The sequence below is a fragment of the Pseudomonas sp. BF-RE-21 genome, from assembly GCF_019947305.1.
Taxonomy (GTDB): Bacteria; Pseudomonadota; Gammaproteobacteria; order Pseudomonadales; family Pseudomonadaceae; genus Aquipseudomonas; species Aquipseudomonas migulae.
The window spans coordinates 13,152-38,055 of record NZ_JAGYGF010000038.1 but is presented as its reverse complement, the minus strand read 5'-3'; the positions used below and the strand labels follow the sequence as shown (position 1 = coordinate 38,055).

At 55.0% G+C, this 24,904-nt stretch carries 34 protein-coding genes; 33 read left to right on the top strand and 1 reads right to left on the bottom strand.

Going from position 1 to position 24,904, the window contains the following annotated elements; genetic code table 11:
* The first annotated feature begins 12 nt into the window (after nt 1-12).
* The 28 genes from rplD to bfr all read left to right on the top strand — a co-directional run bounded on the left by rplD (nt 13) and on the right by bfr (nt 14,935).
* Entirely contained in the window at nt 13-615 is a 603-nt protein-coding gene (gene rplD, locus KGB25_RS21380) for a 50S ribosomal protein L4 (RefSeq protein ID WP_003228735.1), read from the top strand.
* Nucleotides 612-911: a 50S ribosomal protein L23 gene (rplW, locus tag KGB25_RS21375; protein ID WP_002555488.1), complete on the top strand. Its 300-nt coding sequence runs from the start codon at nt 612-614 to the stop codon at nt 909-911. Before rplD ends, rplW begins: the two co-directional genes overlap by 4 nt.
* Nucleotides 912-925: 14 nt before the next feature.
* Entirely contained in the window at nt 926-1,750 is an 825-nt protein-coding gene (gene rplB / locus KGB25_RS21370) for a 50S ribosomal protein L2 (protein WP_008030897.1), read from the top strand.
* A gap of 16 nt (nt 1,751-1,766) precedes the next feature.
* Nucleotides 1,767-2,042, top strand: coding sequence for a 30S ribosomal protein S19 (rpsS, locus tag KGB25_RS21365; RefSeq protein WP_002555486.1), 276 nt, complete (start codon nt 1,767-1,769; stop codon nt 2,040-2,042).
* 11 nt (nt 2,043-2,053) lie between these two features.
* Nucleotides 2,054-2,386: a 50S ribosomal protein L22 gene (gene rplV, locus KGB25_RS21360; RefSeq protein ID WP_003103908.1), complete on the top strand. Its 333-nt coding sequence runs from the start codon at nt 2,054-2,056 to the stop codon at nt 2,384-2,386.
* Between the two features lie 13 nt (nt 2,387-2,399).
* On the top strand, nt 2,400-3,086 hold the full coding sequence (gene rpsC / locus KGB25_RS21355) for a 30S ribosomal protein S3 (protein WP_003176422.1): 687 nt from the start codon (nt 2,400-2,402) through the stop codon (nt 3,084-3,086).
* A 12-nt stretch (nt 3,087-3,098) separates the two neighbouring features.
* Nucleotides 3,099-3,512, top strand: coding sequence for a 50S ribosomal protein L16 (rplP, locus tag KGB25_RS21350; protein ID WP_008030899.1), 414 nt, complete (start codon nt 3,099-3,101; stop codon nt 3,510-3,512).
* The gene (gene rpmC / locus KGB25_RS21345; RefSeq protein WP_008030901.1) at nt 3,512-3,703 is read left to right on the top strand and encodes a 50S ribosomal protein L29; all 192 of its coding nucleotides are present in this window, start codon (nt 3,512-3,514) and stop codon (nt 3,701-3,703) included. The genes rplP and rpmC overlap by 1 nt, the downstream gene beginning before the upstream one ends.
* A gap of 2 nt (nt 3,704-3,705) precedes the next feature.
* Nucleotides 3,706-3,972, top strand: a complete 267-nt coding sequence (gene rpsQ, locus KGB25_RS21340) for a 30S ribosomal protein S17 (protein WP_003176419.1) — start codon at nt 3,706-3,708, stop codon at nt 3,970-3,972.
* A gap of 23 nt (nt 3,973-3,995) precedes the next feature.
* Nucleotides 3,996-4,364 (top strand): 50S ribosomal protein L14, encoded by a 369-nt coding sequence (gene rplN, locus KGB25_RS21335; protein ID WP_002555479.1) that lies wholly within the window; start codon nt 3,996-3,998, stop codon nt 4,362-4,364.
* 11 nt (nt 4,365-4,375) lie between these two features.
* Nucleotides 4,376-4,690, top strand: coding sequence for a 50S ribosomal protein L24 (rplX, locus tag KGB25_RS21330; RefSeq protein ID WP_003176416.1), 315 nt, complete (start codon nt 4,376-4,378; stop codon nt 4,688-4,690).
* 22 nt (nt 4,691-4,712) lie between these two features.
* Nucleotides 4,713-5,252 (top strand): 50S ribosomal protein L5, encoded by a 540-nt coding sequence (gene rplE, locus KGB25_RS21325; RefSeq protein WP_003176415.1) that lies wholly within the window; start codon nt 4,713-4,715, stop codon nt 5,250-5,252.
* A gap of 13 nt (nt 5,253-5,265) precedes the next feature.
* Complete coding sequence (gene rpsN, locus KGB25_RS21320; protein WP_003176414.1) at nt 5,266-5,571, top strand: 30S ribosomal protein S14; 306 nt, start codon at nt 5,266-5,268, stop codon at nt 5,569-5,571.
* Nucleotides 5,572-5,781: 210 nt separating this feature from the next.
* Entirely contained in the window at nt 5,782-6,174 is a 393-nt protein-coding gene (rpsH, locus tag KGB25_RS21315) for a 30S ribosomal protein S8 (RefSeq protein WP_003186040.1), read from the top strand.
* Nucleotides 6,175-6,186: 12 nt separating this feature from the next.
* Nucleotides 6,187-6,720 carry a 50S ribosomal protein L6 gene (gene rplF, locus KGB25_RS21310; RefSeq protein WP_003176412.1) on the top strand — a complete coding sequence of 178 codons (534 nt, stop codon included), beginning with the start codon at nt 6,187-6,189 and terminating at the stop codon, nt 6,718-6,720.
* A gap of 10 nt (nt 6,721-6,730) precedes the next feature.
* Nucleotides 6,731-7,081, top strand: a complete 351-nt coding sequence (gene rplR, locus KGB25_RS21305; protein ID WP_003186037.1) for a 50S ribosomal protein L18 — start codon at nt 6,731-6,733, stop codon at nt 7,079-7,081.
* A gap of 3 nt (nt 7,082-7,084) precedes the next feature.
* A complete protein-coding gene (gene rpsE, locus KGB25_RS21300) occupies nt 7,085-7,585 on the top strand; it encodes a 30S ribosomal protein S5 (RefSeq protein WP_007943782.1) in 501 nt (166 codons plus the stop codon).
* 2 nt (nt 7,586-7,587) lie between these two features.
* Complete coding sequence (gene rpmD / locus KGB25_RS21295; protein ID WP_003186033.1) at nt 7,588-7,764, top strand: 50S ribosomal protein L30; 177 nt, start codon at nt 7,588-7,590, stop codon at nt 7,762-7,764.
* A gap of 3 nt (nt 7,765-7,767) precedes the next feature.
* Nucleotides 7,768-8,205, top strand: a complete 438-nt coding sequence (gene rplO / locus KGB25_RS21290) for a 50S ribosomal protein L15 (protein WP_007896782.1) — start codon at nt 7,768-7,770, stop codon at nt 8,203-8,205.
* Nucleotides 8,206-9,534, top strand: a complete 1,329-nt coding sequence (gene secY, locus KGB25_RS21285; RefSeq protein WP_003228718.1) for a preprotein translocase subunit SecY — start codon at nt 8,206-8,208, stop codon at nt 9,532-9,534.
* Nucleotides 9,535-9,561: 27 nt separating this feature from the next.
* The gene (rpmJ, locus tag KGB25_RS21280; protein ID WP_002555468.1) at nt 9,562-9,678 is read left to right on the top strand and encodes a 50S ribosomal protein L36; all 117 of its coding nucleotides are present in this window, start codon (nt 9,562-9,564) and stop codon (nt 9,676-9,678) included.
* A 130-nt stretch (nt 9,679-9,808) separates the two neighbouring features.
* Nucleotides 9,809-10,165, top strand: a complete 357-nt coding sequence (gene rpsM / locus KGB25_RS21275; RefSeq protein ID WP_003186020.1) for a 30S ribosomal protein S13 — start codon at nt 9,809-9,811, stop codon at nt 10,163-10,165.
* A 30-nt stretch (nt 10,166-10,195) separates the two neighbouring features.
* On the top strand, nt 10,196-10,585 hold the full coding sequence (gene rpsK / locus KGB25_RS21270; RefSeq protein WP_002555466.1) for a 30S ribosomal protein S11: 390 nt from the start codon (nt 10,196-10,198) through the stop codon (nt 10,583-10,585).
* Nucleotides 10,586-10,603: 18 nt separating this feature from the next.
* Nucleotides 10,604-11,224 (top strand): 30S ribosomal protein S4, encoded by a 621-nt coding sequence (gene rpsD, locus KGB25_RS21265; protein WP_003210056.1) that lies wholly within the window; start codon nt 10,604-10,606, stop codon nt 11,222-11,224.
* A 22-nt stretch (nt 11,225-11,246) separates the two neighbouring features.
* Nucleotides 11,247-12,248, top strand: coding sequence for a DNA-directed RNA polymerase subunit alpha (locus KGB25_RS21260; protein WP_003186012.1), 1,002 nt, complete (start codon nt 11,247-11,249; stop codon nt 12,246-12,248).
* 42 nt (nt 12,249-12,290) lie between these two features.
* Nucleotides 12,291-12,677, top strand: a complete 387-nt coding sequence (rplQ, locus tag KGB25_RS21255) for a 50S ribosomal protein L17 (protein ID WP_007943777.1) — start codon at nt 12,291-12,293, stop codon at nt 12,675-12,677.
* Nucleotides 12,678-12,866: 189 nt separating this feature from the next.
* Nucleotides 12,867-14,321 carry a catalase gene (locus tag KGB25_RS21250; RefSeq protein ID WP_192420659.1) on the top strand — a complete coding sequence of 485 codons (1,455 nt, stop codon included), beginning with the start codon at nt 12,867-12,869 and terminating at the stop codon, nt 14,319-14,321.
* A 149-nt stretch (nt 14,322-14,470) separates the two neighbouring features.
* A complete protein-coding gene (gene bfr / locus KGB25_RS21245; RefSeq protein WP_008030905.1) occupies nt 14,471-14,935 on the top strand; it encodes a bacterioferritin in 465 nt (154 codons plus the stop codon).
* A 136-nt stretch (nt 14,936-15,071) separates the two neighbouring features.
* Here bfr and uvrA read toward each other — a convergent pair whose 3' ends face one another.
* The gene (uvrA, locus tag KGB25_RS21240; RefSeq protein WP_008041305.1) at nt 15,072-17,906 is read right to left on the bottom strand and encodes an excinuclease ABC subunit UvrA; all 2,835 of its coding nucleotides are present in this window, start codon (nt 17,904-17,906) and stop codon (nt 15,072-15,074) included.
* A 191-nt stretch (nt 17,907-18,097) separates the two neighbouring features.
* Between uvrA and KGB25_RS21235 the strand changes: the two genes are divergently transcribed.
* The 5 genes from KGB25_RS21235 to KGB25_RS21215 all read left to right on the top strand — a co-directional run bounded on the left by KGB25_RS21235 (nt 18,098) and on the right by KGB25_RS21215 (nt 24,903).
* Nucleotides 18,098-19,495 carry an MFS transporter gene (locus KGB25_RS21235; RefSeq protein WP_008030907.1) on the top strand — a complete coding sequence of 466 codons (1,398 nt, stop codon included), beginning with the start codon at nt 18,098-18,100 and terminating at the stop codon, nt 19,493-19,495.
* Nucleotides 19,496-19,504: 9 nt separating this feature from the next.
* Nucleotides 19,505-20,029 (top strand): single-stranded DNA-binding protein, encoded by a 525-nt coding sequence (locus KGB25_RS21230; protein ID WP_008041307.1) that lies wholly within the window; start codon nt 19,505-19,507, stop codon nt 20,027-20,029.
* A 144-nt stretch (nt 20,030-20,173) separates the two neighbouring features.
* The gene (locus KGB25_RS21225) at nt 20,174-21,394 is read left to right on the top strand and encodes a tyrosine-type recombinase/integrase (RefSeq protein WP_223436559.1); all 1,221 of its coding nucleotides are present in this window, start codon (nt 20,174-20,176) and stop codon (nt 21,392-21,394) included.
* Entirely contained in the window at nt 21,381-22,904 is a 1,524-nt protein-coding gene (locus KGB25_RS21220) for a site-specific integrase (protein ID WP_223436557.1), read from the top strand. The genes KGB25_RS21225 and KGB25_RS21220 overlap by 14 nt, the downstream gene beginning before the upstream one ends.
* Nucleotides 22,897-24,903 carry an integrase gene (locus KGB25_RS21215; RefSeq protein ID WP_223436555.1) on the top strand — a complete coding sequence of 669 codons (2,007 nt, stop codon included), beginning with the start codon at nt 22,897-22,899 and terminating at the stop codon, nt 24,901-24,903. The genes KGB25_RS21220 and KGB25_RS21215 overlap by 8 nt, the downstream gene beginning before the upstream one ends.
* Nucleotide 24,904: the final 1 nt, after the last annotated feature.

Genomic DNA, 24,904 nt, shown 5'->3' with positions numbered 1-24,904 from the left:
GGGGAAGCTGACATGCAATTAAATGTAAATGACGCTCAAGCGATCGAAGTTTCCGAACTGACATTTGGCGGCGAATTCAACGAGACGCTGGTTCACCAAGCAGTCGTGGCCTACATGGCCGGCGGCCGTCAAGGTAGCAAGCAGCAAAAGACCCGTTCCGACGTTCGTGGTGGCGGTAAGCGCCCATGGCGTCAGAAAGGTACTGGCCGTGCTCGTGCCGGTACTATCCGTAGCCCAATCTGGCGTGGCGGCGGTACCACTTTCGCAGCTCGTCCTCAGGATCACTCCCAGAAGCTGAACAAGAAGATGTATCGCGCAGCAATGCGTTCCATCCTTGCTGAGCTGGTGCGTACTGATCGTCTGGTCGTGGTTCAGGATTTCGCCGTTGAAACGCCGAAAACCAAAGACCTGCTGGGCAAACTGAACAACATGAGCCTGACCGACGTTCTGATCGTGTCTGACGCTGTTGATCAGAACCTGTACCTGGCTGCTCGCAACCTGCCGCACGTAGATGTACGTGATGTGCAAGGTTCCGATCCAGTTAGTCTGATCGCATACGACAAGGTGTTGATCACCGTGTCGGCCGTGAAGAAATTCGAGGAGCTGCTGGGATGAACCAGGAACGCGTATTTAAAGTTCTGCTTGGCCCGCACGTTTCCGAGAAGGCTACGGTTCTGGCAGACAAGAAAGGCCAGTTCGTTTTCAAGGTTGCCACTGACGCAACCAAGCTGGAAATCAAGAAGGCCGTCGAAAGCCTGTTCAGCGTGAAAGTAGAGCGTGTTACTACCCTGAATGTTCTGGGTAAGAGCAAGCGCACTGCTCGCGGTCTGGGCAAGCGTAATGACTGGAAGAAGGCAGTTATCTCCCTTCAGCCAGGCCAAGATCTCGATTTCAGCAGCAGTGCTGAGTAAGGAAGGGGTGCATCATGGCAATCGTTAAATGCAAACCGACTTCCCCTGGCCGCCGTCATGTGGTCAAGGTGGTCAACCAGGAGCTGCATAAAGGCGCTCCTCACGCACCGCTGCTCGAGAAGAAATCGAAGTCTGGTGGTCGTAACAACAATGGTCGTATTACCACTCGTCACATCGGTGGTGGCCATAAGCAGCATTATCGTCTGGTCGATTTCCGTCGCAACGACAAAGATGGCATTCCAGCCACTGTCGAGCGTATCGAATACGATCCAAACCGTACTGCTCACATTGCTCTTATGTTGTACGCAGACGGCGAACGCCGTTACATCATCGCCCCTAAAGGCGTGAACGCTGGTGACCAGCTGATTTCGGGTGCTTTGGCTCCGATCAAGCCGGGCAACCAGTTGCAACTGCGCAGCATTCCAGTTGGTAGTACCGTACACGGCATCGAATTGAAGCCAGGTAAAGGCGCGCAAATCGCTCGTTCCGCTGGTGCTTCGGCTCAGCTGATCGCTCGTGAAGGTGTCTATGTGACCCTGCGTCTGCGTTCTGGTGAGATGCGTAAAGTGCTGGCTGAATGCCGCGCGACCCTGGGCGAAGTCTCGAACTCCGAGCACAGCCTGCGTTCGTTGGGTAAAGCTGGTGCCAAACGCTGGCGTGGCGTTCGCCCAACCGTTCGTGGTGTTGCCATGAACCCGGTTGACCACCCACATGGTGGTGGTGAAGGTCGTACCTCTGGTGGTCGTCATCCGGTATCGCCATGGGGCTTCCCGACTAAGGGCGCGAAGACTCGTGGTAATAAGCGTACCGACAAAATGATCGTCCGTCGTCGCAAGTAAATAGAGGGATACGACAGTGCCACGTTCTCTGAAAAAAGGTCCTTTTATCGATCTTCACCTACTGAAGAAGATCGAAGTGGCGGCGGAAAAGAACGATCGCAAACCAGTTAAAACCTGGTCGCGTCGTTCGATGATCCTGCCACAAATGGTCGGTCTGACCATCGCAGTACACAACGGTCGTCAACATGTGCCAGTTCTCGTGAACGAAGACATGGTCGGCCACAAACTGGGCGAGTTCGCCGGTACCCGCACTTATCGTGGGCACGTGGCTGACAAGAAAGCCAAGCGTTAAGGGGTTAGGAAATGGAAGTAGCCGCTAAGTTGTCGGGCGCTCGAATCTCCGCCCAGAAAGCCCGCTTGGTCGCCGACCAGATCCGCGGGAAGAAGGTGGGCGAAGCGCTCAACTTGTTGGCTTTCAGCAGTAAGAAAGCCGCCGAGATCATGAAGAAAGTGCTGGAGTCGGCCGTAGCCAACGCCGAGCATAACGAAGGCGCAGACGTTGATGACCTTAAAGTCAGCACCGTTTTCGTCAACGAAGGGCGTTCGCTGAAGCGAATCATGCCACGTGCCAAAGGCCGTGCTGATCGCATCGTCAAGCGGTCTTGCCATATCACTGTCAAGGTTGCTGACAAGTAACGGAGTCGAAGAGATGGGTCAGAAAGTACATCCCATTGGCATTCGCCTGGGAATCGTCAAGGAGCACACCTCCGTCTGGTACGCAGACGGTCGGACTTATGCGGACTATTTGTTCGCTGATCTGAAGGTGCGTGAGTATCTCCAAGACAAACTAAAAAGCGCGTCCGTAAGCCGTATCGATATCCATCGTCCGGCCCAAACTGCACGTATCACCATCCACACCGCTCGTCCAGGTATCGTTATCGGGAAGAAAGGTGAAGATGTTGAGAAACTGCGTCAGGACCTGACCAAGCAAATGGGTGTGCCTGTGCACATCAATATCGAAGAAATCCGCAAGCCGGAACTCGACGGTATGTTGGTTGCGCAGAGCGTAGCTCAGCAGCTGGAGCGTCGCGTAATGTTCCGTCGCGCTATGAAGCGCGCTGTACAGAACGCCATGCGCATTGGTGCCAAAGGCATCAAAATCCAAGTGAGCGGTCGTCTCGGCGGTGCTGAAATCGCACGTACTGAATGGTATCGCGAAGGTCGTGTGCCACTGCACACCCTGCGTGCCGACATCGACTATGCCAACTACGAAGCTCACACCACTTACGGTGTGATCGGTGTAAAGGTTTGGATCTTCAAAGGCGAAGTAATTGGTGGTCGCCAAGAAGAACTGAAACCACAAGCACCAGCGCCTCGTAAAAAAGCTGCTAAGTAAGGGGTACGCCAAATGTTGCAACCAAAGCGTACGAAGTTCCGCAAGCAGATGACTGGTCACAACCGTGGCCTGGCATTGCGCGGTAGCAAAGTCAGCTTCGGCGAGTTCGCGCTGAAGTCTGTAGCTCGTGGTCGTCTCACCGCTCGTCAGATCGAGTCAGCGCGTCGTGCACTGACCCGTCACGTTAAACGTGGCGGCAAGATCTGGATCCGTGTATTCCCGGACAAGCCTATTTCCAAGAAGCCACTCGAAGTTCGGATGGGTAAAGGTAAAGGTAGCGTGGAATACTGGGTTGCCCAGATTCAGCCAGGCAAAGTCCTGTATGAAATCGAGGGTGTTTCTGAAGAGCTGGCGCGTGAGGCATTTGCCCTGGCTGCTGCAAAGCTGCCGCTCGCCACTGCCTTCGTTAAACGGACGGTGATGTGATGAAAGCGAACGAACTTCGTGAAAAAGACGCGCCGCAGCTTAACGAGCAACTGCTCGGCCTGCTGCGCGACCAGTTCAATCTGCGCATGCAGAAAGCAACTGGCCAGTTGGGGCAGTCTCACCTGCTCCGGCAAGTTAAGCGTGACATCGCTCGCGTGAAGACTGTGCTCAAACAGCAGGCAGGTAAGTAATCATGGCTGAAGCCGAAAAAACCGTCCGTACGCTGACTGGCCGTGTTGTCAGCGACAAAATGGACAAGACCATCACCGTTCTGATCGAGCGTCGCGTTAAGCACCCGATCTACGGTAAATACGTTAAGCGTTCGACTAAGCTGCACGCGCACGACGAAACCAATCAGTGCCACATCGGCGACAAAGTCACTATTCGTGAAACTCGTCCTTTGGCCAAGACCAAGTCTTGGGCGCTGGTTGATGTTCTCGAACGCGCTGTGGAAGTCTAAGGACTAGGGGTCGGAGAAATTATATGATTCAGACTCAATCCATGCTCGATGTGGCCGATAACAGCGGCGCTCGCCGCGTTATGTGCATCAAGGTGCTGGGTGGCTCCCATCGTCGTTACGCTGGTATCGGTGACATCATCAAAGTTACCGTGAAGGAAGCAATTCCTCGCGGTAAAGTGAAAAAAGGCCAAGTGATGACTGCTGTTGTAGTCCGCACTCGTCACGGCGTTCGTCGTGCTGATGGCTCCATTATCCGCTTTGATGGCAACGCTGCTGTTCTTCTGAACAACAAGCAAGAGCCGATCGGCACCCGTATCTTTGGGCCAGTGACCCGTGAACTTCGTACTGAGAAGTTCATGAAGATCGTCTCGCTCGCCCCAGAAGTGCTGTAAGGAGATCCGACATGCAAAAGATTCGTCGTGACGACGAGATCATCGTGATCGCCGGCAAAGACAAAGGTAAGCGCGGTAAGGTGCTTAAGGTTCTCGCTAATAACCGTCTGGTTATCGGTGGTCTGAACCTGGTCAAGCGTCATACCAAGCCTAACCCGATGTCGGGCGTACAAGGCGGTATCGTCGAGAAAGAAGCTCCACTGGACGCTTCTAACGTAGCCATTTTCAACGGCGAAACCAACAAGGCTGATCGCGTTGGTTTCAAAGTAGAAGACGGCAAGAAAATTCGTGTCTTCAAGTCGACCCAAAAAGCGGTTGATGCTTGAACACTGCTAGGTAGATGAGACCATGGCACGACTAAAAGAGATTTACTGGAAAGAAATCGCACCGAAGCTTAAGGAAGAACTTAAGCTTTCGAACGTGATGGAAGTTCCACGCGTTACCAAAATCACCCTGAACATGGGTCTGGGCGAAGCAGTCGGTGACAAAAAAGTCATCGAGCACGCTGTTGCTGACCTGGAAAAGATCACCGGCCAGAAAGTCGTTGTGACTTACGCTCGGAAATCCATCGCTGGCTTTAAAGTCCGTGAAGGTTGGCCGATCGGCGTCAAAGTGACCCTGCGCCGTGAGCGTATGTACGAGTTCCTGGATCGTCTGCTGTCGATCTCCCTGCCTCGGGTTCGCGACTTCCGCGGCCTGAATGCCAAGTCCTTCGATGGTCGTGGTAACTACAGCATGGGCGTTAAAGAGCAGATCATCTTCCCGGAAATCGACTACGACAAGATCGATGCTCTCCGCGGTCTGGACATTACCCTGACCACCACTGCCAAGAACGATGATGAAGGTCGCGCCCTGTTGCGTGCTTTCAAATTCCCGTTCCGCAACTGATTGGAGTAGGAAAATGGCCAAGATGAGCATGAAAAACCGCGAGCTGAAGCGTCAGCTCACGGTTGCCAAGTACGCCAAAAAGCGTGCAGCACTGAAAGCTATCATCGTTGATCTGAACGCAAGTCCAGAAGCGCGTTGGGAAGCTACAGTAGCTCTGCAAAAGCAGCCACGTGACGCAAGCGCTTCGCGCATGCGTAACCGCTGCCGCCTGACCGGTCGTCCACACGGCGTTTACCGCAAGTTCGGCCTCGGCCGTAACAAACTGCGTGAAGCTGCAATGCGTGGTGACGTACCTGGTCTGGTTAAAGCCAGCTGGTAAGCACTATCAAAGTCTCGGTGTTTGGGATCGCAAGATCCTGACCGCCGGTGACCTTGAACTTGAATCAAGCCCCTTTTGGGGCTTGATTCATTTGTGGGGTGTGTCTAGAATACCCGGCTCGCCTGAGCCCGTGCTTTTTTTGCACGGATGTCCTCGGCGACACGTAGTAGCCGCAAGGCTAATTTTTTGTGTATTAGGAGCGTCTAGCCCATGAGTATGCAGGACCCGTTAGCGGACATGCTAACTCGAATCCGTAATGCCCAGATGGCTGAAAAGTCCGTCGTAAGCATGCCATCTTCTACTTTGAAGGTAGCTGTTGCCAAAGTCCTGAAGGACGAAGGTTACATTGCGGGTTATCAGATCAGCAGCGAAATCAAGCCACTGCTGTCCATCGAGCTGAAGTACTTCGAAGGCCGTCCGGTCATCGAGGAAGTGAAGCGCGTTAGCCGTCCAGGCCTGCGTCAGTACAAGTCCGTCGATGATCTGCCAAAAGTTCGTGGCGGTCTCGGTGTGTCTATCGTCTCCACCAACAAAGGTGTGATGACGGATCGTGCTGCGCGCGCTGCCGGTGTCGGCGGCGAAGTTCTTTGCACTGTGTTCTAAGGGGGGATAAGCATGTCACGCGTCGCTAAGAACCCCGTTAAGCTGCCAGCCGGCGTCGAAGTCAAATTCGCAGGCCAACAGCTTTCGGTGAAGGGTGCCAAGGGCACTCTCGAACTGAACATCCATTCGTCCGTTGAGATCGTTGAAGAAGCTGGTGAGCTGCGTTTCGCTGCTCGCAATGGCGATCAACAAACTCGCGCAATGGCTGGTACCACTCGTGCGTTGGTAAACAACATGGTCCAAGGCGTAAGCCAAGGCTTCGAGCGTAAGCTCCAGCTGGTCGGTGTTGGTTACAAAGCGCAAGCAAAAGGCACAGTGCTGAACCTGGCTCTTGGCTTCTCGCACCCAGTGGATTATGAACTGCCGGAAGGCATCACCGCTGAGACTCCTAGCCAGACCGATATCCTGATCAAGGGCATCGATAAGCAGCTGGTAGGTCAAGTGGCCGCCGAGATCCGCGACTTCCGTCCACCAGAGCCGTACAAAGGCAAAGGTGTGCGCTACGCGGACGAAGTCGTCCGTCGTAAAGAAGCCAAGAAGAAGTAGGGCATAGCAAATGACCGACAAAAAAGTTACTCGACTGCGTCGCGCTCGCAAAGCACGCCTGAAAATGCACGAACTCGAAGTCGTGCGTCTCTGCGTGTTCCGCTCGTCGCAGCACATCTACGCCCAGGTCATTTCGGCCGACGGCAACAAAGTCCTGGCATCTGCCTCGACTTTGGATAAAGAACTGCGTGATGGCGCCACTGGCAACATCGACGCGGCCACTAAGGTTGGCCAGCTGGTCGCTACGCGTGCTAAAGCCGCTGGCGTCTCGCAGGTGGCTTTCGACCGCTCTGGCTTCAAGTACCACGGCCGCGTCAAGGCGCTGGCTGATGCTGCTCGTGAAGCTGGGCTGGAGTTCTAAGTTATGTCAAATAACGACCAAAAGCGCGACGAAGGCTACATCGAGAAGCTGGTTCAAGTTAACCGCGTAGCCAAAACCGTTAAAGGCGGCCGTATCTTCACTTTCACCGCGTTGACCGTGGTTGGTGATGGTAAAGGGCGTGTTGGCTTCGGCCGTGGCAAGTCACGTGAAGTGCCTGCTGCGATCCAGAAGGCAATGGAAGCTGCTCGCCGCAACATGATCCAAGTTGACCTGAACGGCACCACTCTGCAGTACGCAATGAAGTCCGGTCACGGCGCTTCGAAGGTGTACATGCAGCCTGCTTCTGAAGGTACCGGTATCATCGCTGGCGGCGCTATGCGTGCTGTCCTCGAAGTTGCTGGCGTTCAGAACGTTCTGGCCAAGTGCTACGGCTCGACTAACCCGGTAAACGTGGTTCACGCCACTTTCAAAGGTTTGAAAGCTATGCAGTCTCCTGAATCCATTGCCGCCAAGCGTGGCAAAAGCGTCAAGGAGATCTTCTGATCATGGCTACCGTTAAAGTTACGCTGATCAAAAGCATGACCGGCCGCATCCCTAACCACAAACTGTGCGTTAAGGGTCTGGGTCTGCGTCGCATCGGTCACACTGTAGAAGTACTTGATACTCCCGAGAATCGCGGGATGATCAACAAGGCTTACTACATGCTGCGTGTCGAGGGTTAATCGATGAAACTCAATGATCTGAGTCCAGCGCCGGGTTCCCGTCGCGAAAAGCATCGTCCGGGCCGTGGTATCGGTAGTGGTTTGGGTAAGACCGGTGGCCGTGGCCACAAAGGTCAGTCCTCCCGCTCCGGTGGCACCATTGCTCCAGGCTTTGAAGGCGGTCAACAGCCGCTGCATCGTCGCCTGCCGAAGTTCGGTTTCGTTTCCCTGAAAGCCATGGATCGCGCAGAAGTGCGTTTGTCCGAGCTGGCTAAAGTGGAAGGCGACATCGTCACCGTGCAGTCCTTGAAAGATGCCAACGTGATCAACGTCAACGTACAGCGTGTGAAAATCATGCTGTCCGGTGAAGTGACTCGCGCTGTTACCATCGGAAAGGGAATCGGCGCCACCAAAGGTGCGCGTGCGGCTATCGAAGCAGCTGGCGGCAAGTTCGAGGAATAAATGGCTAAGCAAGGTGCTCTCTCTGCGCTCGGCAAAGGCGGTATGTCTGAACTCTGGGCTCGTCTGCGTTTTCTGTTCCTGGCGATTATCGTCTACCGAATAGGCGCACACATCCCGGTTCCAGGTATCAACCCGGACCGACTCGCGGACCTGTTTCGACAGAATGAGGGGACCATTCTTAGCTTGTTCAACATGTTTTCCGGCGGCGCGCTGGAACGGATGAGCATCTTTGCATTGGGGATCATGCCGTACATTTCGGCATCGATCATCATGCAGCTGATGACCGCCGTCAGTCCGCAGCTGGAGCAGTTGAAGAAGGAAGGTGAAGCTGGCCGTCGTAAGATCAGCCAGTACACCCGCTACGGCACTGTCGTCCTCGCTCTTGTTCAGGCAATTGGCATGTCCATTGGTCTGGCGGGGCAGGGCGTTGCGTTCACTGGTGACTTTGGCTTCCATTTCGTCGCGGTATCCACATTTGTGGCTGGTGCGATGTTCATGATGTGGCTGGGTGAGCAGATTACTGAGCGTGGTGTTGGCAACGGTATCTCGATGTTGATTTTTTCGGGTATCGTCGCCGGTCTTCCGAGAGCGATCGGGCAGTCTTTCGAGTCTGCACGTCAGGGTGATATCAACATCTTCGCCCTGGTTGCCATCGGTTTGCTGGCAGTAGCGATTATCGGTTTCGTGGTGTTCATTGAGCGTGGTCAGCGTCGTATTGCTGTTCACTACGCCAAGCGTCAGCAAGGCCGTAAGGTCTTCGCTGCGCAGACTAGCCACTTGCCGCTGAAGGTGAACATGGCCGGTGTTATTCCGGCCATTTTCGCGAGCAGCATTTTGCTGTTCCCGGCTTCGTTGGGTGCCTGGTTCGGCCAGTCTGAAGGTATGGGCTGGTTGCAGGACATCTCGCAGTCGATCGCTCCTGGTCAGCCGTTGAATATTCTGCTGTTTAGTGCAGGGATTATTTTCTTCTGCTTCTTCTATACGGCGTTGATGTTCAATCCGAAAGACGTAGCGGAAAACCTGAAGAAGTCCGGTGCCTTTATTCCGGGCATCCGTCCAGGTGAGCAGTCTGCGCGCTACATTGATGGCGTTCTGACTCGCTTGACCATGTTCGGTGCTCTTTACATGACGGCCGTGTGTCTGCTTCCCCAGTTCCTGGTGGTTGCGGCAAACGTACCGTTCTACCTTGGCGGGACCTCGTTGCTGATCGTCGTCGTGGTTGTGATGGACTTCATGTCCCAAGTACAATCGCACCTCGTTTCGCACCAGTACGAATCCCTGATGAAGAAAGCCAACCTGAAGGGTTACGGCAGCGGCATGTTGCGCTGAGTACCCATAAGGTTCGAGGAGTTGGTGATGAAAGTTCGTGCATCGGTGAAAAAGCTGTGCCGTAACTGCAAGATTATTCGCCGCGAAGGTGTTGTTCGAGTAATTTGCAGCGCGGAACCGCGTCACAAACAGCGCCAAGGCTGAGTGTGATTGTGCTTCAAGCCCGGTAGCTAGTGCGCTACCGGGTTGATTATTTGTTATTACAGCGATATTATCTCGCGCCCTATTTCTTGGCTTCCGGGGCGTAGGTAGCTGTCAATTGGAGTCCCACTGAATGGCCCGTATTGCAGGCGTTAACATTCCAGATAACAAGCATACTGTTATCTCGCTGACCTACATCTATGGTGTTGGTCGCACTACTGCACAGAAGATCTGTGCAGTGACTGGGGTAAACCCAGCCGCAAAGATCAAGGATCTGAGCGACGAGCAGATTGAACAGCTGCGTGGCGAAGTGGCGAAGTTCACCACTGAAGGTGACCTGCGTCGCGAAATCAACATGAAAATCAAGCGTTTGATGGACCTCGGTTGCTATCGCGGTCTGCGTCATCGTCGTGGTCTTCCAGTGCGCGGTCAGCGTACCAAGACTAACGCGCGTACCCGTAAAGGTCCGCGTAAGCCGATCCGCAAGTAATCGCCCCAGCGAATCGACAGGAAATTAATCATGGCTAAACCTGCTGCTCGTCCTCGTAAAAAAGTTAAAAAGACAGTGGTTGATGGCATCGCCCACATCCATGCTTCTTTTAACAACACAATCGTGACCATCACCGACCGTCAAGGCAACGCTCTTTCCTGGGCTACCTCCGGTGGTTCGGGTTTCCGCGGTTCCCGCAAGTCCACCCCGTTTGCTGCTCAAGTAGCTGCTGAACGTGCTGGTCAAGCTGCGCTGGAATACGGTCTGAAAAACCTCGACGTTAACGTCAAAGGTCCAGGCCCAGGTCGTGAATCTGCAGTCCGCGCTTTGAACGGCTGTGGCTACAAGATCGCCAGCATCACCGACGTGACGCCAATCCCGCACAACGGGTGCCGTCCGCCGAAGAAGCGCCGCGTGTAATCCAGGAGATTGTAAAGAATGGCTCGTTACATTGGTCCAAAATGCAAACTCGCTCGTCGCGAAGGCACCGATCTCTTTCTGAAGAGCGGCGTGCGCGCGATCGAATCGAAGTGCAACATTGAAGCAGCACCTGGTATCCACGGCCAACGCCGCGGTCGCCAGTCCGATTACGGCACCCAACTGCGTGAAAAGCAGAAAGTCCGTCGTATCTACGGCGTTCTCGAGCGTCAATTCAGCGGCTACTACAAAGAAGCTGCTGGCAAGAAAGGTGCAACCGGTGAAAACCTGCTGCAACTGCTCGAATGCCGTCTGGACAACGTTGTATACCGTATGGGTTTTGGCTCTACTCGTGCCGAATCCCGTCAGCTGGTATCGCACAAATCCGTCAGCGTTAACGGCCAGACCGTAAACGTACCGTCTTACCAGGTTCGTGCTGGTGACGTGGTCGCGATTCGCGAGAAAGCAAAGAACCAACTTCGCATTGTCCAAGCTCTCGATCTGTGTGCCCAACGTGGCCGCGTAGAATGGGTAGAAGTAGACACTGAGAAGAAGTCGGGCGTTTTCAAGAACGTTCCAGCTCGCAGTGATCTGTCCGCCGACATCAACGAAAGCCTGATTGTCGAGCTCTACTCCAAGTAAGGGCTAGAAAATAGGTGCATCCATGCAGATTTCGGTAAATGAGTTCCTGACACCCCGCCATATTGATGTGCAGGTTGTCAGTCCAACCCGCGCCAAGATCACTCTCGAGCCTCTCGAGCGTGGTTTCGGCCACACCCTGGGCAACGCGCTGCGCCGCATCCTGTTGTCCTCAATGCCCGGCTGTGCAGTAGTCGAGGCCGAGATTGACGGTGTACTCCATGAGTACAGCGCAATCGAAGGCGTACAGGAAGACGTAATTGAAATCCTGTTGAACCTTAAAGGTCTGGCTATCAAGCTGCACGGTCGTGACGAAGTTACGCTGACCTTGTCGAAGAAGGGTTCGGGGGTGGTTACCGCTGCCGATATTCAGCTGGATCATGATGTCGAGATCGTTAACCCCGATCACGTAATCGCTAACCTGGCGTCTAACGGCGCCCTGAACATGAAGCTCACCGTAGCTCGTGGTCGTGGTTATGAACCGGCAGACTCGCGTCAGAGCGATGAAGACGAAAGCCGCAGCATCGGTCGCTTGCAGCTTGACTCTTCGTTCAGCCCGGTTCGCCGTATCGCATACGTGGTGGAAAACGCCCGTGTCGAGCAGCGTACTAACCTGGACAAGCTGGTTATTGATCTGGAAACCAACGGTACTCTGGATCCTGAAGAGGCTATCCGTCGCGCTGCAACCATTCTGCAACAGCAGTTGGCTGCGTTCGTCGACCTCAAAGGTGACAGTGAGCCAGTGGTTGTCGAGCAGGAAGACGAGATCGATCCGATCCTGCTTCGCCCGGTTGACGATCTGGAACTGACTGTACGTTCGGCTAACTGCCTTAAGGCGGAAAACATCTACTACATCGGTGACCTGATTCAGCGTACCGAAGTAGAGCTGTTGAAGACTCCGAACCTTGGCAAGAAATCCTTGACTGAAATCAAGGACGTTCTGGCCTCCCGCGGTCTGTCCCTCGGCATGCGCCTCGACAACTGGCCGCCTGCAAGTCTTAAGAAGGACGACAAGGCGACTGCCTGATCGTCGTAATCACCGAACGTCGTGTTTGGTAAGGAATGAACCATGCGTCATCGTAAAAGTGGTCGTCACCTGAGCCGCACTAGCTCGCACCGCAAGGCCATGTTCCAAAACATGGCAGTGTCGCTGTTCGAGCACGAGCTGATCAAAACTACACTGCCGAAAGCTAAAGAACTGCGTCGCGTTGCTGAGCCGCTGATCACTTTGGCCAAGACAGACAGCCTGGCTAACCGCCGTCTGGCTTTCGACCGTACTCGTTCGAAAGCTATCGTTGGTAAGCTCTTCAACGACCTGGGCAAGCGTTACGCTACCCGTGAGGGTGGCTACCTGCGCATCCTCAAGTGCGGCTTCCGCACTGGCGACAACGCGCCTATGGCGTACGTCGAGTTGGTTGATCGTGCTACCGGCGGTGAAGCTGTATCCGCTGAGTAAGACGTCAGTCTGAAACGAAGAACCGGGCCTAGTGCCCGGTTTTTTGTGGGCGTCTGAAAAGTAGACTCTACGTTAGTAATTTTCTATCGACACTTACAAGTTAATGAATTTGTAGGTGTAACGTTGGTGATCAATACTTCCTCTCAGCCGATTAGCCGGCAGTTCTAGACTGACAGAGGAAGAGATCGCATGAGCCAAAATAAAATACTTACCACCGCCAGTGGTGCTCCTGTCGCCGACAACCAGAATTCCCGCTCTGCCGGCCCTCGTGGCCCATTGCTGCTCGACGACTTCCACCTGATCGAGAAGCTTGCCCACTTCAACCGTGAAAACATTCCTGAGCGCCGCGTGCACGCCAAGGGCTCGGGTGCTTACGGTACGTTCACCGTGACGCGCGATATCACTGAGTACACCAGCGCCAAACTGTTCGAATCCGTCGGTAAGCAAACGCCAACCTTTCTGCGGTTTTCAACCGTGGGCGGTGAGCGCGGCTCGGCTGACACGGAACGCGACCCACGTGGCTTTGCCCTGAAGTTCTATACCGAAGAAGGTAACTGGGACATCGTTGGCAACAACACGCCAGTGTTCTTCATTCGCGATCCGCTCAAGTTTCCGGACTTTATCCACACCCAAAAACGCCTGCCGCAAAGCAACCTGAAAAGTGCGCAGATGATGTGGGACTTCTGGTCGCACTCGCCTGAGGCGCTGCACCAGGTCACCATCCTGTTTTCGGACCGAGGCATCCCTGACGGCTACCGTCACATGCACGGCTTCGGCAGCCACACTTACAGCCTGATCAGTGCCAGCGGCGAGCGTCACTGGGTGAAGTGGCATTACAAGACCCAGCAAGGGATCAAGAACCTGGCACCGGCAGAAGCTGCTCGCCTGGCGGGCACCGATCCGGATTACGCACAGCGCGACTTGTTCGAAGCGATTGAGCGCGGCGACTTCCCAAAATGGCGTGTATGCATTCAGATCATGACCGAGGCCCAGGCTGCGGCGCATTACGAGAACCCTTTCGATGTGACCAAGACCTGGTCGCAGAAAGAGTTCCCACTGATCGAAGTGGGTGAGCTCGAGCTCAACCGTAATCCGCAGAACTACTTCGCGGAAGTTGAACAAGCGGCGTTCGGTCCGAGCAATATGGTGCCAGGTGTTGGTCTGTCGCCAGACCGCATGCTGCAAGGGCGAGTGTTCGCTTACGCCGATGCGCACCGCTACCGTGTTGGTACCAATCATCAGCAACTGCCAGTGAATGCGCCGCGCAGCCCGGTCAACAGCTACCAGCGTGATGGCTCCATGGCATTTGGCAGCAATGGCGGTGCAGCGCCGAACTACGAGCCGAACAGTTACGTAGAGTCGCCAAAACAGGCGCCTCGTTATGCTGAGCCTGCTTTGGCATTGAGCGGTGCGGCTGATCGTTACGATCATCGCGAAGACACGGACTACTACAGCCACGCAGGTGCGTTGTTCCGTTTGATGAGTGATGAGCAGAAAAACCTGCTGACCAACAATATTGCGGGCGCGATGGCAGGGGTCTCCGCTGATGTAGTGGATCGCCAATTGCAGCATTTCTTCAAGGCCGACCCGGCTTATGGAGACGCAATCGCAAAGGCGCTCAACGTACAGATTAACGAAGTCTAAACGAGAAGCAGAACCGCCCTCATTAGGGCGGTTTTTGCGCTATTTAAACTACTTTTCTCAGAATATCTTCGCTTTTATCGCGCAAACCAAGTGACCAAACAGTCGCTGTGGTTCAAACTACAGACTTTCAAGCAGGGAGATGTAGGGCGATGCAAGGCCACCCAGACGTAATCGATTACCTCAACACGTTGCTGACCGGCGAACTGGCCGCGCGTGATCAATATTTCGTTCACTCGCGGATGTATGAGGACTGGGGATTCACCAAGCTCTACGAACGAATCAACCACGAGATGGAAGAGGAAGCGGGGCACGCCGATGCGCTGATGCGCCGAATCCTGATGCTCGAAGGCACGCCACGCATGCGTCCGGACGATCTTGATGTCGGCACCACGGTTCCTGACATGCTCGCTGCCGACCTGCGACTGGAATACAAAGTCCGCGCCGCACTCTGCAAGGGCATCGAACTCTGCGAGCAGCACAAAGACTACGTCAGCCGCGAGATGCTGCGTATTCAACTGAACGATACCGAAGAAGACCACACCTACTGGCTCGAGAAGCAGTTGGGGCTGATCAAGTTGATCGGTCTGGAAAATTACCTGCAGTCTCACACCTGACATTGAACCGTAGGAGCACAGCTTGCTGGCGAAGGCTTCCTTGATATCGCCATCGCCAGCAAGCTGTGCTCCTACAGTGTCAACGAAAAAGCCCCTGTCACCGACAAAGTGACAGGGGCTTTTTCATGGGCCTGATTCAGTCCCTGTCGCGAGCCAGCAACGGTTTGAGATAGAAACCGGTATGAGACTGCTTCATCTCGGAGACTTCTTCCGGCGTACCGACGGCAATGATCTGCCCGCCTTTGGAACCACCTTCCGGCCCCAGATCCACCAACCAGTCAGCGGTCTTGATCACGTCCAGGTTGTGCTCGATCACCACCACGGTGTTGCCGTGGTCGCGCAGACGATGCAGCACGTCGAGCAGTTGCTGGATATCCGCGAAGTGCAAACCGGTGGTTGGCTCATCGAGGATGTACAGCGTCTTGCCGGTATCGCGCTTGGACAGCTCGCGGGACAGCTTCACCCGCTGCGCTTCACCACCAGACAGCGTGGTCGCCGATTGCCCCAGCTTGATGTACGACAGGCCGACATCCATCAGCGTCTGAAGCTTGCGTGCCAGTGCCGGCACCGCGTCGAAGAACACTCGAGCTTCCTCGATGGTCATCTCGAGGGTTTCGTGGATGCTCTTGCCCTTGTACTTGATCTCCAGCGTTTCGCGGTTGTAGCGCTTGCTCTTGCAGACGTCGCACGGAACATAGATGTCCGGCAGGAAGTGCATTTCAACCTTGATCAGGCCGTCGCCCTGGCAGGCTTCGCAGCGTCCGCCCTTCACGTTGAAGGAGAAACGCCCCGGCCCGTAACCGCGGGAACGGGATTCCGGCACGCCGGCGAACAGTTCGCGAATCGGCGTGAACAGCCCGGTGTACGTCGCCGGGTTGGAGCGTGGCGTGCGGCCGATCGGGCTCTGGTCAATGTCGACGACCTTGTCCAGGTGCTCCAGCCCTTTGATGCTGTCGTGAGCCGCAGCCTCAAGCGTTGTCGCACCGTTGAGTGCCGTCGCACTCAAAGGAAACAGCGTGTTGTTGATCAACGTCGACTTGCCCGAACCGGAGACGCCGGTAACGCAGGTCAGCAGGCCAATCGGAATCTCCAGATCGACGTTGCGCAAGTTGTTGCCGCGAGCGCCCTTGAGGGACAGCGACAACTTCTTGTTACGCGGTGTGCGTTTGGCTGGAACGGCAATCTTCACCCGACCCGACAAGTACTTGCCGGTCAGTGAGTCAGGGTGAGCCATAACTTCCGCTGGCGTACCTTCGGCGACGATATGCCCCCCGTGCACGCCGGCACCCGGGCCGATATCCACGACATAGTCAGCCAGGCGAATGGCATCTTCATCGTGTTCGACCACGATCACCGTGTTGCCGATGTCGCGCAGGTGCTTGAGCGTGCCGAGCAAACGGTCGTTGTCGCGTTGGTGCAGACCAATCGACGGTTCATCGAGGATGTATAGAACGCCCACCAGGCCGGCACCAATCTGACTGGCCAGACGAATCCGCTGCGCCTCGCCACCGGACAACGTGTCGGCACTGCGATCCAGCGACAGATAGTCGAGGCCGACGTTGACCAGGAACTGCAGGCGCTCGCGGATTTCCTTGAGGATCTTGTCGGCAATTTCACCGCGACGCCCAGTCAGCTTCAGCACGCCGAAGTATTCGCACGCATCGCCAATCGGCAGATTGGTTACCGCCGGCAGCGTCTTCTCGCCGACCCAGACATGTCGCGCCTCGCGACGCAGGCGGGTGCCACGGCAATCCGGGCAATGCTGGGTGCTGAGAAACTTGGCCAGCTCTTCACGCACCGAAGCCGATTCGGTTTCGCGGTAGCGACGTTCCAAGTTTGGCACGATGCCTTCGAACGGGTGCGAACGTTTGACGATGTCGCCACGGTCATTCAGGTATTTGAAATCGACGTTCTGGGAGCCGCTGCCGTGCAGGATGAATTTCTGCTGCTCGGCCGGCAGTTCGTTGAACGGTACTTCGAGGCTGAACTTGTAGTGCGCCGCCAGCGACCCGAGCATCTGGAAGTAATAGACGTTACGCCTGTCCCAGCCGCGAATCGCACCTTCGGCCAGAGTCAGTTCGCCATTGACCAGTCGCTTGATGTCGAAGAATTGCTTCACGCCCAGACCATCGCACGTCGGGCAGGCGCCGGCCGGGTTGTTGAAGGAGAACAGCTTGGGTTCCAGCTCGCTGATCGCGTGACCGCAGATCGGGCAGGCGAAGCGCGCTGAGAAGATCATCTCTTCGCCGGGTTCGTCGTCCATCGGTGCGACCAGGGCAATGCCGTCCGCCAGTTTCAGCGCGGTCTCGAAGGATTCGGCCAGACGCTGTTGCAGATCGGCGCGAACCTTGAAGCGGTCGACGATGACGTCAATCGAATGCTTCTTCTGCTTGTCCAGCTTCGGCAGTTCGTCCAGTTCGCAGATCCTGCCGTTGACCCGGGCACGGACAAAGCCCTGGGCGCGCAATTCTTCGAAGACCGAAAGATGTTCGCCTTTGCGCTCGCGGATCACCGGCGCCAGCAGCATCAGTTTGCTGCCCTCCGGTTGGGCGAGGACCAGGTCGACCATCTGGCTGACGGTCTGCGCTTCCAACGGGATGTCGTGATCCGGGCAGCGCGGAATACCGACGCGAGCGTAGAGCAGGCGCAGATAGTCGTAGATTTCGGTGATGGTGCCGACCGTCGAACGCGGGTTGTGCGAGGTCGACTTCTGTTCGATGGAAATGGCTGGCGACAAACCTTCAATGGTGTCGACGTCTGGCTTTTCCATCATCGACAAAAACTGCCGGGCATAGGCCGACAGCGACTCGACATAGCGGCGCTGGCCTTCGGCGTACAGCGTGTCGAACGCCAGGGACGATTTGCCGGATCCGGACAAGCCGGTGATGACGATCAGTTTGTCCCGTGGCAGGGTCAGGTCGATGTTCTTCAGGTTGTGGGTTCGGGCCCCACGAATCAGGATCTTGTCCAAAGTGGCCTCGCTCGGCGGGCGTCGAAAACGTAGGAGTATACGGCCAAATACTGGATGGATGCACACTATCAAACGAGTGGTTTACTGTCGTACATGAAGAGTCTGTCAGCGGAACGCGTCAAAGCGTCGCGATATACCCTGTCAATCGATGGGACTGGTAGAATCGCCGCCGGTTCACATGAGGTTTTTCCATGCACGATCCCCACAGCGAACGCATGAGTGGCAGTGAGACCCGCGCAGCAAGCGGTCTGGCCCTCGTGTTCGCGTTCCGTATGCTTGGCATGTTCATGGTGTTGCCGGTACTGGCGACCTATGGGATGGATCTGGCAGGAGCGACCCCGGCCCTCATCGGGCTGGCGATTGGCGCTTACGGCCTGACCCAGGCGATATTTCAGATTCCGTTCGGCTTCATTTCCGACCGCATCGGGCGCCGCCCGGTGATTTACCTGGGGCTGATCGTGTTCGCCCTCGGCAGTGTGCTGGCGGCCAACGCTGATTCGATCTGGGGCGTTATCGCCGGACGAATCCTGCAAGGCGCCGGGGCGATTTCCGCAGCAGTGATGGCGTTGCTGTCAGACCTGACCCGCGAACAGCATCGGACCAAAGCCATGGCCATGATCGGCATGACGATTGGTCTGTCGTTCGCGGTCGCCATGGTGGTAGGACCGTTGCTGACTCGTGCCTTTGGGCTGTCCGGGTTGTTCCTCGCCACCGGTGGCATGGCGCTGGTGGGTATCGTGATCGTGATGTTCATGGTGCCGCGCTCCACCGGGCCGTTGCAGCACCGTGAATCCGGCGTCGCGCGCCAGGCACTGATGCCGACGCTCAAACACCCGGACCTGCTGCGCCTGGACCTGGGTATTTTTGTGTTGCACGCGATGTTGATGTCGAGCTTCGTTGCATTGCCGCTGGCCCTGGTCGAAAAAGCCGGGCTGCCCAAAGAGCAGCACTGGTGGGTCTACCTGACCGCGCTGCTGATTTCCTTCTTCGCCATGATCCCGTTCATTATCTACGGCGAGAAGAAACGCAAAATGAAACGAGTTTTATTGGGCGCAGTGCTGACGCTGATGCTCACTGAGCTATTCTTCTGGCAGTTCGGCGATAGCTTGCGGGCTCTGGTGATCGGGACGGTGGTGTTCTTTACCGCGTTCAACTTGCTGGAAGCTTCGTTGCCATCGCTGATCAGCAAGGTTTCACCGGCGGGCGGCAAGGGCACGGCGATGGGGGTTTATTCCACCAGTCAGTTCCTCGGATCGGCACTGGGCGGGATCCTCGGCGGCTGGATGTTCCAGCATGGCGGTCTGTCGGTTGTCTTCCTCGGATGCGCCGGCCTGGCTGCCCTCTGGCTGGCCTTTGCTGTTACCATGCGCGAACCACCTTATGTCACGAGCCTGCGCTTGCCGTTGTCGCCCGAGGCGATCCGCGAAGCGGGTCTGGTTGAGCGCCTGAAGGCCGTCGTAGGGGTAACAGATGCGGTAATCGTTGCTGATGAAGCAGCGATTTACATCAAATTGGACACAGAACTATTGGATCGCACTACCCTCGAGCGTCTGGTGAACAACCCGCCCGAGGCAGCGTGCGTAGCCTAGGAGAACGTTATGGCCCGTGGGGTTAACAAAGTCATATTGGTCGGCACTTGCGGCCAGGATCCCGAAGTTCGCTACTTGCCTAACGGTAACGCCGTGACCAACCTGAGTCTGGCGACCAGCGAACAGTGGACCGACAAGCAGACCGGTCAGAAGGTCGAGAAGACCGAATGGCACCGTGTCTCGATGTTCGGCAAAGTGGCGGAAATCGCCGGCGAATACCTGCGTAAAGGTTCGCAGGTCTACATCGAAGGCAAGCTGCAGACCCGCGAGTGGGAAAAAGACGGTATCAAGCGTTACACCACTGAAATCGTGGTCGACATGCAAGGCACCATGCAGCTGCTGGGCGGCCGTCCACAGCAGGGTGACCAACAAGGCGGGGGCAACAACTACCAGCAGTCCGCTCCGGCTCCACGCCAACAGCAGGCGCCGCGTCCGCAGCAGTCGGCACCGCAACAGTCGCGTCCGGCTCCACAGCAGGCCGCTCCTCAGCCGGCTCCGGATTTCGACAGCTTTGATGACGATATCCCGTTCTAGCCCCCCGCAGAGACTTTTCTGTAAAGTTTCTCTTGGAGACCCCCGCTTAGCGGGGGTTTCTTCGTTTTTGGGGTGTAAAAAATAAGTTGACGACTTTTTACTAGGCTCATACCTTGAATTTAAGTAACGAATTCAGGGGGCTTTATGCAGCTATCTATCAGACGGTTTCAAGCCGATTCAGGAGAGAGATTTTCCATCCTTGTCGACGAAATCGGCATGCCGCTTTACTACCCATCGCTCTATATCACTGCGTCGATCCGAGGGGCGTCTCTCTCAATCAACACAATCAATCACGTGCTTGGTGCGATCAAAGTGGTTTGCGCGTGGGAGCGCTATTACGGCTTCAGCATGGAGTCGCGTTTTAAGCGAAGCGAACTGCTTGCTGCTCATGAAGTTCACTCCCTCAGAGACTTCATGCAGAAGCCTCTCGTAGAAATCCGACCAACAGAAGGAAAGGTTGTGCCTATTAAGGGCCGGCCAAAGCGGGTGGGAAAAGAAACCCAATACAACCGCATGTCCGTGGCTGCGGATTATTTGGGATTCATTGCTGACAGGTTGCATCCGGCGACGGCCACGAGCGGGAAAGAAATCGCGGCGATGGTTGCCCGAATCAAAGCTAACCGGCCAAAAATGGGCGAAAAGATTGAGGATGATCGCTCTACAGCACGCTTGGAGGACGCTCTGTTGGATTCGATCGAGCAGATCATCAAGCCTGGCAGCGACGCAAACCCGATGAGTGATTACGGGCTCCAGATGCGAAATGCGCTTATGTTTACTCTGTTGCGTATGACTGGAGTACGTAGAGGCGAGCTGCTCAATTTCAAGATCGAAGACTTCGATTTCGCCAAGGGCACGGTCAAAGTAGTTCGCCGACCGGACTCGGCGGGCGACTCGCGAATCTATCAGCCTGTTGCGAAAACCCGAGAACGAACGATCCCGCTGATTCCTGAGCTCATGGATCGCATTCGTGAGTACGTCTCTGAATATCGCGCCAAGGTTCCTGGTGCCCGGAAGCACGGCTATCTGTTCGTGACTCATCGCTCGGGAGCCTCACAGGGGTGGCCTCTTTCCAACTCCGGCTTTGGCAAATTCATAGCGACTCTTTCAACGTTGAGCGATGAAACGGCGGGGCTGCATACGCATGCGCTTCGCCATCATTGGAATTACATTTTTTCCAAACGATGTGAAGAGCAGGGCAGGACGCCCGAGTTTGAAGGCAAGATGCGAAGTTATCTCATGGGGTGGAGTGAAACTTCAGGCACGGCGGCGACATACAACAAGCGGCATATTAAAGAGGCGGCAGGAGAAGCTGCGATCGGGCTGCAAAACAAACACTTGGGGAAACCTTCTGATGATCGTGAATGATAACGCCCGTGCCGTACCTTATGAACGTACTCATTTTTTGTCCAAGGACGATTATGAAGTAGAGATCTATTCAAACTATTGGAAGCTAAACAAGGACAAAGCATTTTATTTGGACTCGCTGCCAGAATGGCTGGGTGAGGATTTGCTAAAGAGCTTCAAGCAAGTATTGGCCATTTATGGCGAAACCTGTTCTGGTGCATACACGATGGCGTTGTTCTACAGGCTGAAAGGATATTTTCAATCGACTTCAGCTTCTTCACTCTTTAGTTCTGCATCTATGATTTCCTATCGTGATCAGTTAGGGAAAAAAGATGAGTCGGAATTGAGTTCGGTTCGCGCATTCATCCGAAGCTGGATCAGCTTGGGCTATCCGGGCATCCCATCTGAAACCTTAGCCATGATGGAAAAATGGAAAATCAAGGGGAATGAAAAGGGGTACGCAGTGCAGTCGATGTGTCCGGAGAACGGGCCTCTGACAGATATCGAGATGCAGGGAATCGTCTCCGGAGTGGTTGAATGTTATGCGGAAGGTCGGCTTACGTTGCGTGATACTTGCTACGCAATGATTCTAGCTATGACAGGGCGTCGGCCAATCCAAATTACGTCACTCAAAATCAAAGACTTGATTGAAATTGAAGGCAAATACTTCATTAACTTTCCACGAGGAAAGCAAAGGCACGGTAAATGGCGATCTTCCTTCAACAAGTTTCGAATTGTAGAGGATCTGTGGTTGCTTCTTCAGTCCCAGGCTGAAGCTGTTCGCCAATCTTTCAGTGAGATAGTCGAGGAGCCTATTCCTGCTCGGCTACAGCGCGAATTGCCTCTATTTCCAGGCCCTCGGCAGCATGAAGCCAAGAATAATCTTGAAGAGTTGCTGGACGGCGATGAATTACATGCGCTCATCATTGAGGTGAGCCAGACGATGACATTTGTAAAGACCGTAATTAATGTCATCAGCGAACGCACGGGCGGGACGACACACCTGAATGCATATCGCTTCCGCTACACGCTCGGAACAAACTTGGCCAGGGAAGGCCGGGGCGAATACATCATTGCCGAAGCGCTTGATCACTCGGACATCCAGAATACCGGCGTGTATGTCAGGAACATTCCTGAGATCGTTAAACACATCGACAAGGCAGTTGCTTTGCAACTGGCTCCACTCGCACAGGCCTTCCAGGGCGTGTTGGTAACCGACGAAAGCAAGGCCCGTCGCGGGGGAGATCGTTCAAGCCGGATTTGCAGCGGCGGCGGTAATGTTGGTAGCTGTGGCAGCTTCGGGTTTTGTGGTGCTCTTGCACCTATTGCTTGCTACACCTGCTCTCACTTCGAGCCATGGCTTGATGGGCCTCATGAGTTTGTGTTGGATCAACTCATTAGCGATCGGGACAACATCTTTGCAAGCACAGGCGATTTGAAGATCGCTTCGGTAAACGACAGGCTTATCCTGGCCGTCAGTGATGTGGTGACTCGTTGCAAGGCAATGAAGAGCGAGGCCGCCAATGTCTAATATTTTCCAGTTTGTGCCCAAAGCGCAGGTCACCAGCCAGCAAAACCTCGCAGAGTTCGTGCGTTTATGCCGTGATCAACTCACAGTCTTCAGTGCCAATCTCGACTGGTATAGCCACGCTTGGCCGGGTGTGGGCAACTTCACAAAGAAGGGTGCTTCGGCACGAGGCTACACACCGGAACAGCTCCTGGATCCCGGCATTATGTCGTTTGCGAAAGCTTATGTGCGATATCAGCAAGGGCATAACCCCACCAAACTCAAGAATGAGTTCAAGGCGATTCGTTGCATTGAAGCTGCGCTCCTTGAGGTTTATGGCTCTGCTGACATTACGCTAACCGACCTCAGCGTATTAGATGCAGCAGGTAAAGTCGCTGGCACCTATGACGCGACTGACTATCAAGCAGGTATCAGCTTGGTGAGGCTTGTTGAGTTTTTGAATGAAAGCAAGATCATTGCGGCTCCACTGGTATGGAAAAGCCCGTTTAAAAAACCGAAAGAGATTCACGGCAACAATCCGGTCGCCAAGAAAAAGAGAGAAGAGAAGCTGCCTGCCGTTAGCCGTCTTGAGGCAATGGGCGAAATGTTCGCTAATGATCTGCAGGATCCGCGAGATCGTTTCACAACCTCTATCTTTGCACTCTGTATGTGCGCACCATCTCGGATTTCAGAAGTTGAAGACCTTCCTTTGAACTGTCTCCATCGAGAGGTCGACAGCGACGGTATCGAACGTTTGGGGCTCAGGTTCTATGCAGGCAAGGGATACGGATCCGACATCAAATGGGTCTCGTCAGCCTTCGTACAGATCGCCGAGGAGGCCGTCCGGCGGCTGACGGAACTATCCGCACCAGGCCGGGCGCTTGCCTCTTGGCTGGAGACTCATCCGAATGAGTTCTACCGACATGAAAACTGCCCAAATGTTGGTGAAGATCAGCCGCTGACGGCAGAACAAGCCTGTATCGCGTTGGGGCTGACACCAGGTGAGCGTCCACGCCAAGCGTTGATGAAGGGATTGGAGTCCTATGAGCCTTTCAAAGCCTACTTCGCTGAGAATGGCCACGTCACGCTGCGATTCCTCAATGGTTTCCTTCGCAGCAAATTGCCGAAGGGGTGGCCGTGGCTGAACAAAGAGCGGCACATCAAATACTCGGAAGCCCTGTGCTGCTTCCGTCAAAACGAGCTACGGATGGATTTCCCAGCGCGTCCAGTGATCGTCTGGGCGCCCGGAAAGAGTACGTTCCAGACTGATATCAACTACATCGACGGTCAGGAGCGAAGCATCTGGGAGCGCTACGGGTACAGGGATCCCGATGGCTCACCCATTTCCATGAAATCTCACCAGATTCGGCATTACTTGAACACGAAGGCGCAACAGGGCGACCTTGGGCAGCTGTACATCGCTAAATGGTCGGGACGACAAAACATCCATCAAAACGCGACTTACAACCACATGACCGATGAGGAACATGTCGCAAGGGCTAGAGAGATGGGGATTGGTGTTGCCTTGGAAAAGAGCAGGCAGAACCTTCCCGTCACTTTGGCTGATCTTGAGGCTATCGGTGAAGGAATCGCGCACGTGACAATCTTTGGTTACTGCGTTCATGACTACTCGATGCAGTCCTGTCAGAAACACCTGGACTGTTTGAATTGCACCGAACACGCATGTTTAAAGGGTGAAAGTGCAAAGTACGAACGACTCAAAGATTATCGAGACAGTATTCGTCTTCAGCTTTCAAAGGCGCAGGCTGCAAATGAAGATGGAATCTATGGTGCAGACCGCTGGAGCCAGCATCAGATCAAAACCCTTGAGAAAGCCGATCAGCTTGTCGAGATTTTGAGCTCAAAAGATGTCCCGGACGGCACTATCGTTCGGCTGAACAGTGATCAGGAGTTCAGTCCGCTTAAACGCGCTATCGCAGCTCGTTCAAAAGCTCCGAGCCTGCCAGCGCCGAAACGCAACGAGCCCGATTTGGATGAGCTTCGTGCTCTTCTGGGGGCTTAAG

Bases quoted from the DNA above. Each gene is read 5' to 3' on its own strand.
- rplR (WP_003186037.1), top strand. From the start codon at position 6,731: ATGACCGACAAAAAAGTTACTCGACTGCGTCGCGCTCGCAAAGCACGC.
- KGB25_RS21235 (WP_008030907.1), top strand. From the start codon at position 18,098: ATGCACGATCCCCACAGCGAACGCATGAGTGGCAGTGAGACCCGCGCA.
- KGB25_RS21250 (WP_192420659.1), top strand. From the start codon at position 12,867: ATGAGCCAAAATAAAATACTTACCACCGCCAGTGGTGCTCCTGTCGCC.
- rpmD (WP_003186033.1), top strand. From the start codon at position 7,588: ATGGCTACCGTTAAAGTTACGCTGATCAAAAGCATGACCGGCCGCATC.
- rplB (WP_008030897.1), top strand. From the start codon at position 926: ATGGCAATCGTTAAATGCAAACCGACTTCCCCTGGCCGCCGTCATGTG.
- rplW (WP_002555488.1), top strand. From the start codon at position 612: ATGAACCAGGAACGCGTATTTAAAGTTCTGCTTGGCCCGCACGTTTCC.
- KGB25_RS21215 (WP_223436555.1), top strand. From the start codon at position 22,897: ATGTCTAATATTTTCCAGTTTGTGCCCAAAGCGCAGGTCACCAGCCAG.
- KGB25_RS21230 (WP_008041307.1), top strand. From the start codon at position 19,505: ATGGCCCGTGGGGTTAACAAAGTCATATTGGTCGGCACTTGCGGCCAG.
- rpsK (WP_002555466.1), top strand. From the start codon at position 10,196: ATGGCTAAACCTGCTGCTCGTCCTCGTAAAAAAGTTAAAAAGACAGTG.
- rplX (WP_003176416.1), top strand. From the start codon at position 4,376: ATGCAAAAGATTCGTCGTGACGACGAGATCATCGTGATCGCCGGCAAA.
- rplP (WP_008030899.1), top strand. From the start codon at position 3,099: ATGTTGCAACCAAAGCGTACGAAGTTCCGCAAGCAGATGACTGGTCAC.
- rpsQ (WP_003176419.1), top strand. From the start codon at position 3,706: ATGGCTGAAGCCGAAAAAACCGTCCGTACGCTGACTGGCCGTGTTGTC.
- rplE (WP_003176415.1), top strand. From the start codon at position 4,713: ATGGCACGACTAAAAGAGATTTACTGGAAAGAAATCGCACCGAAGCTT.
- rpsE (WP_007943782.1), top strand. From the start codon at position 7,085: ATGTCAAATAACGACCAAAAGCGCGACGAAGGCTACATCGAGAAGCTG.
- bfr (WP_008030905.1), top strand. From the start codon at position 14,471: ATGCAAGGCCACCCAGACGTAATCGATTACCTCAACACGTTGCTGACC.
- KGB25_RS21220 (WP_223436557.1), top strand. From the start codon at position 21,381: ATGATCGTGAATGATAACGCCCGTGCCGTACCTTATGAACGTACTCAT.
- rplV (WP_003103908.1), top strand. From the start codon at position 2,054: ATGGAAGTAGCCGCTAAGTTGTCGGGCGCTCGAATCTCCGCCCAGAAA.
- KGB25_RS21225 (WP_223436559.1), top strand. From the start codon at position 20,174: ATGCAGCTATCTATCAGACGGTTTCAAGCCGATTCAGGAGAGAGATTT.
- rplD (WP_003228735.1), top strand. From the start codon at position 13: ATGCAATTAAATGTAAATGACGCTCAAGCGATCGAAGTTTCCGAACTG.
- secY (WP_003228718.1), top strand. From the start codon at position 8,206: ATGGCTAAGCAAGGTGCTCTCTCTGCGCTCGGCAAAGGCGGTATGTCT.
- rpsH (WP_003186040.1), top strand. From the start codon at position 5,782: ATGAGTATGCAGGACCCGTTAGCGGACATGCTAACTCGAATCCGTAAT.
- rplQ (WP_007943777.1), top strand. From the start codon at position 12,291: ATGCGTCATCGTAAAAGTGGTCGTCACCTGAGCCGCACTAGCTCGCAC.
- rplN (WP_002555479.1), top strand. From the start codon at position 3,996: ATGATTCAGACTCAATCCATGCTCGATGTGGCCGATAACAGCGGCGCT.
- KGB25_RS21260 (WP_003186012.1), top strand. From the start codon at position 11,247: ATGCAGATTTCGGTAAATGAGTTCCTGACACCCCGCCATATTGATGTG.
- rplO (WP_007896782.1), top strand. From the start codon at position 7,768: ATGAAACTCAATGATCTGAGTCCAGCGCCGGGTTCCCGTCGCGAAAAG.
- rpsD (WP_003210056.1), top strand. From the start codon at position 10,604: ATGGCTCGTTACATTGGTCCAAAATGCAAACTCGCTCGTCGCGAAGGC.
- rpmC (WP_008030901.1), top strand. From the start codon at position 3,512: ATGAAAGCGAACGAACTTCGTGAAAAAGACGCGCCGCAGCTTAACGAG.
- rpsN (WP_003176414.1), top strand. From the start codon at position 5,266: ATGGCCAAGATGAGCATGAAAAACCGCGAGCTGAAGCGTCAGCTCACG.
- rpsC (WP_003176422.1), top strand. From the start codon at position 2,400: ATGGGTCAGAAAGTACATCCCATTGGCATTCGCCTGGGAATCGTCAAG.
- rplF (WP_003176412.1), top strand. From the start codon at position 6,187: ATGTCACGCGTCGCTAAGAACCCCGTTAAGCTGCCAGCCGGCGTCGAA.
- rpsM (WP_003186020.1), top strand. From the start codon at position 9,809: ATGGCCCGTATTGCAGGCGTTAACATTCCAGATAACAAGCATACTGTT.
- rpmJ (WP_002555468.1), top strand. From the start codon at position 9,562: ATGAAAGTTCGTGCATCGGTGAAAAAGCTGTGCCGTAACTGCAAGATT.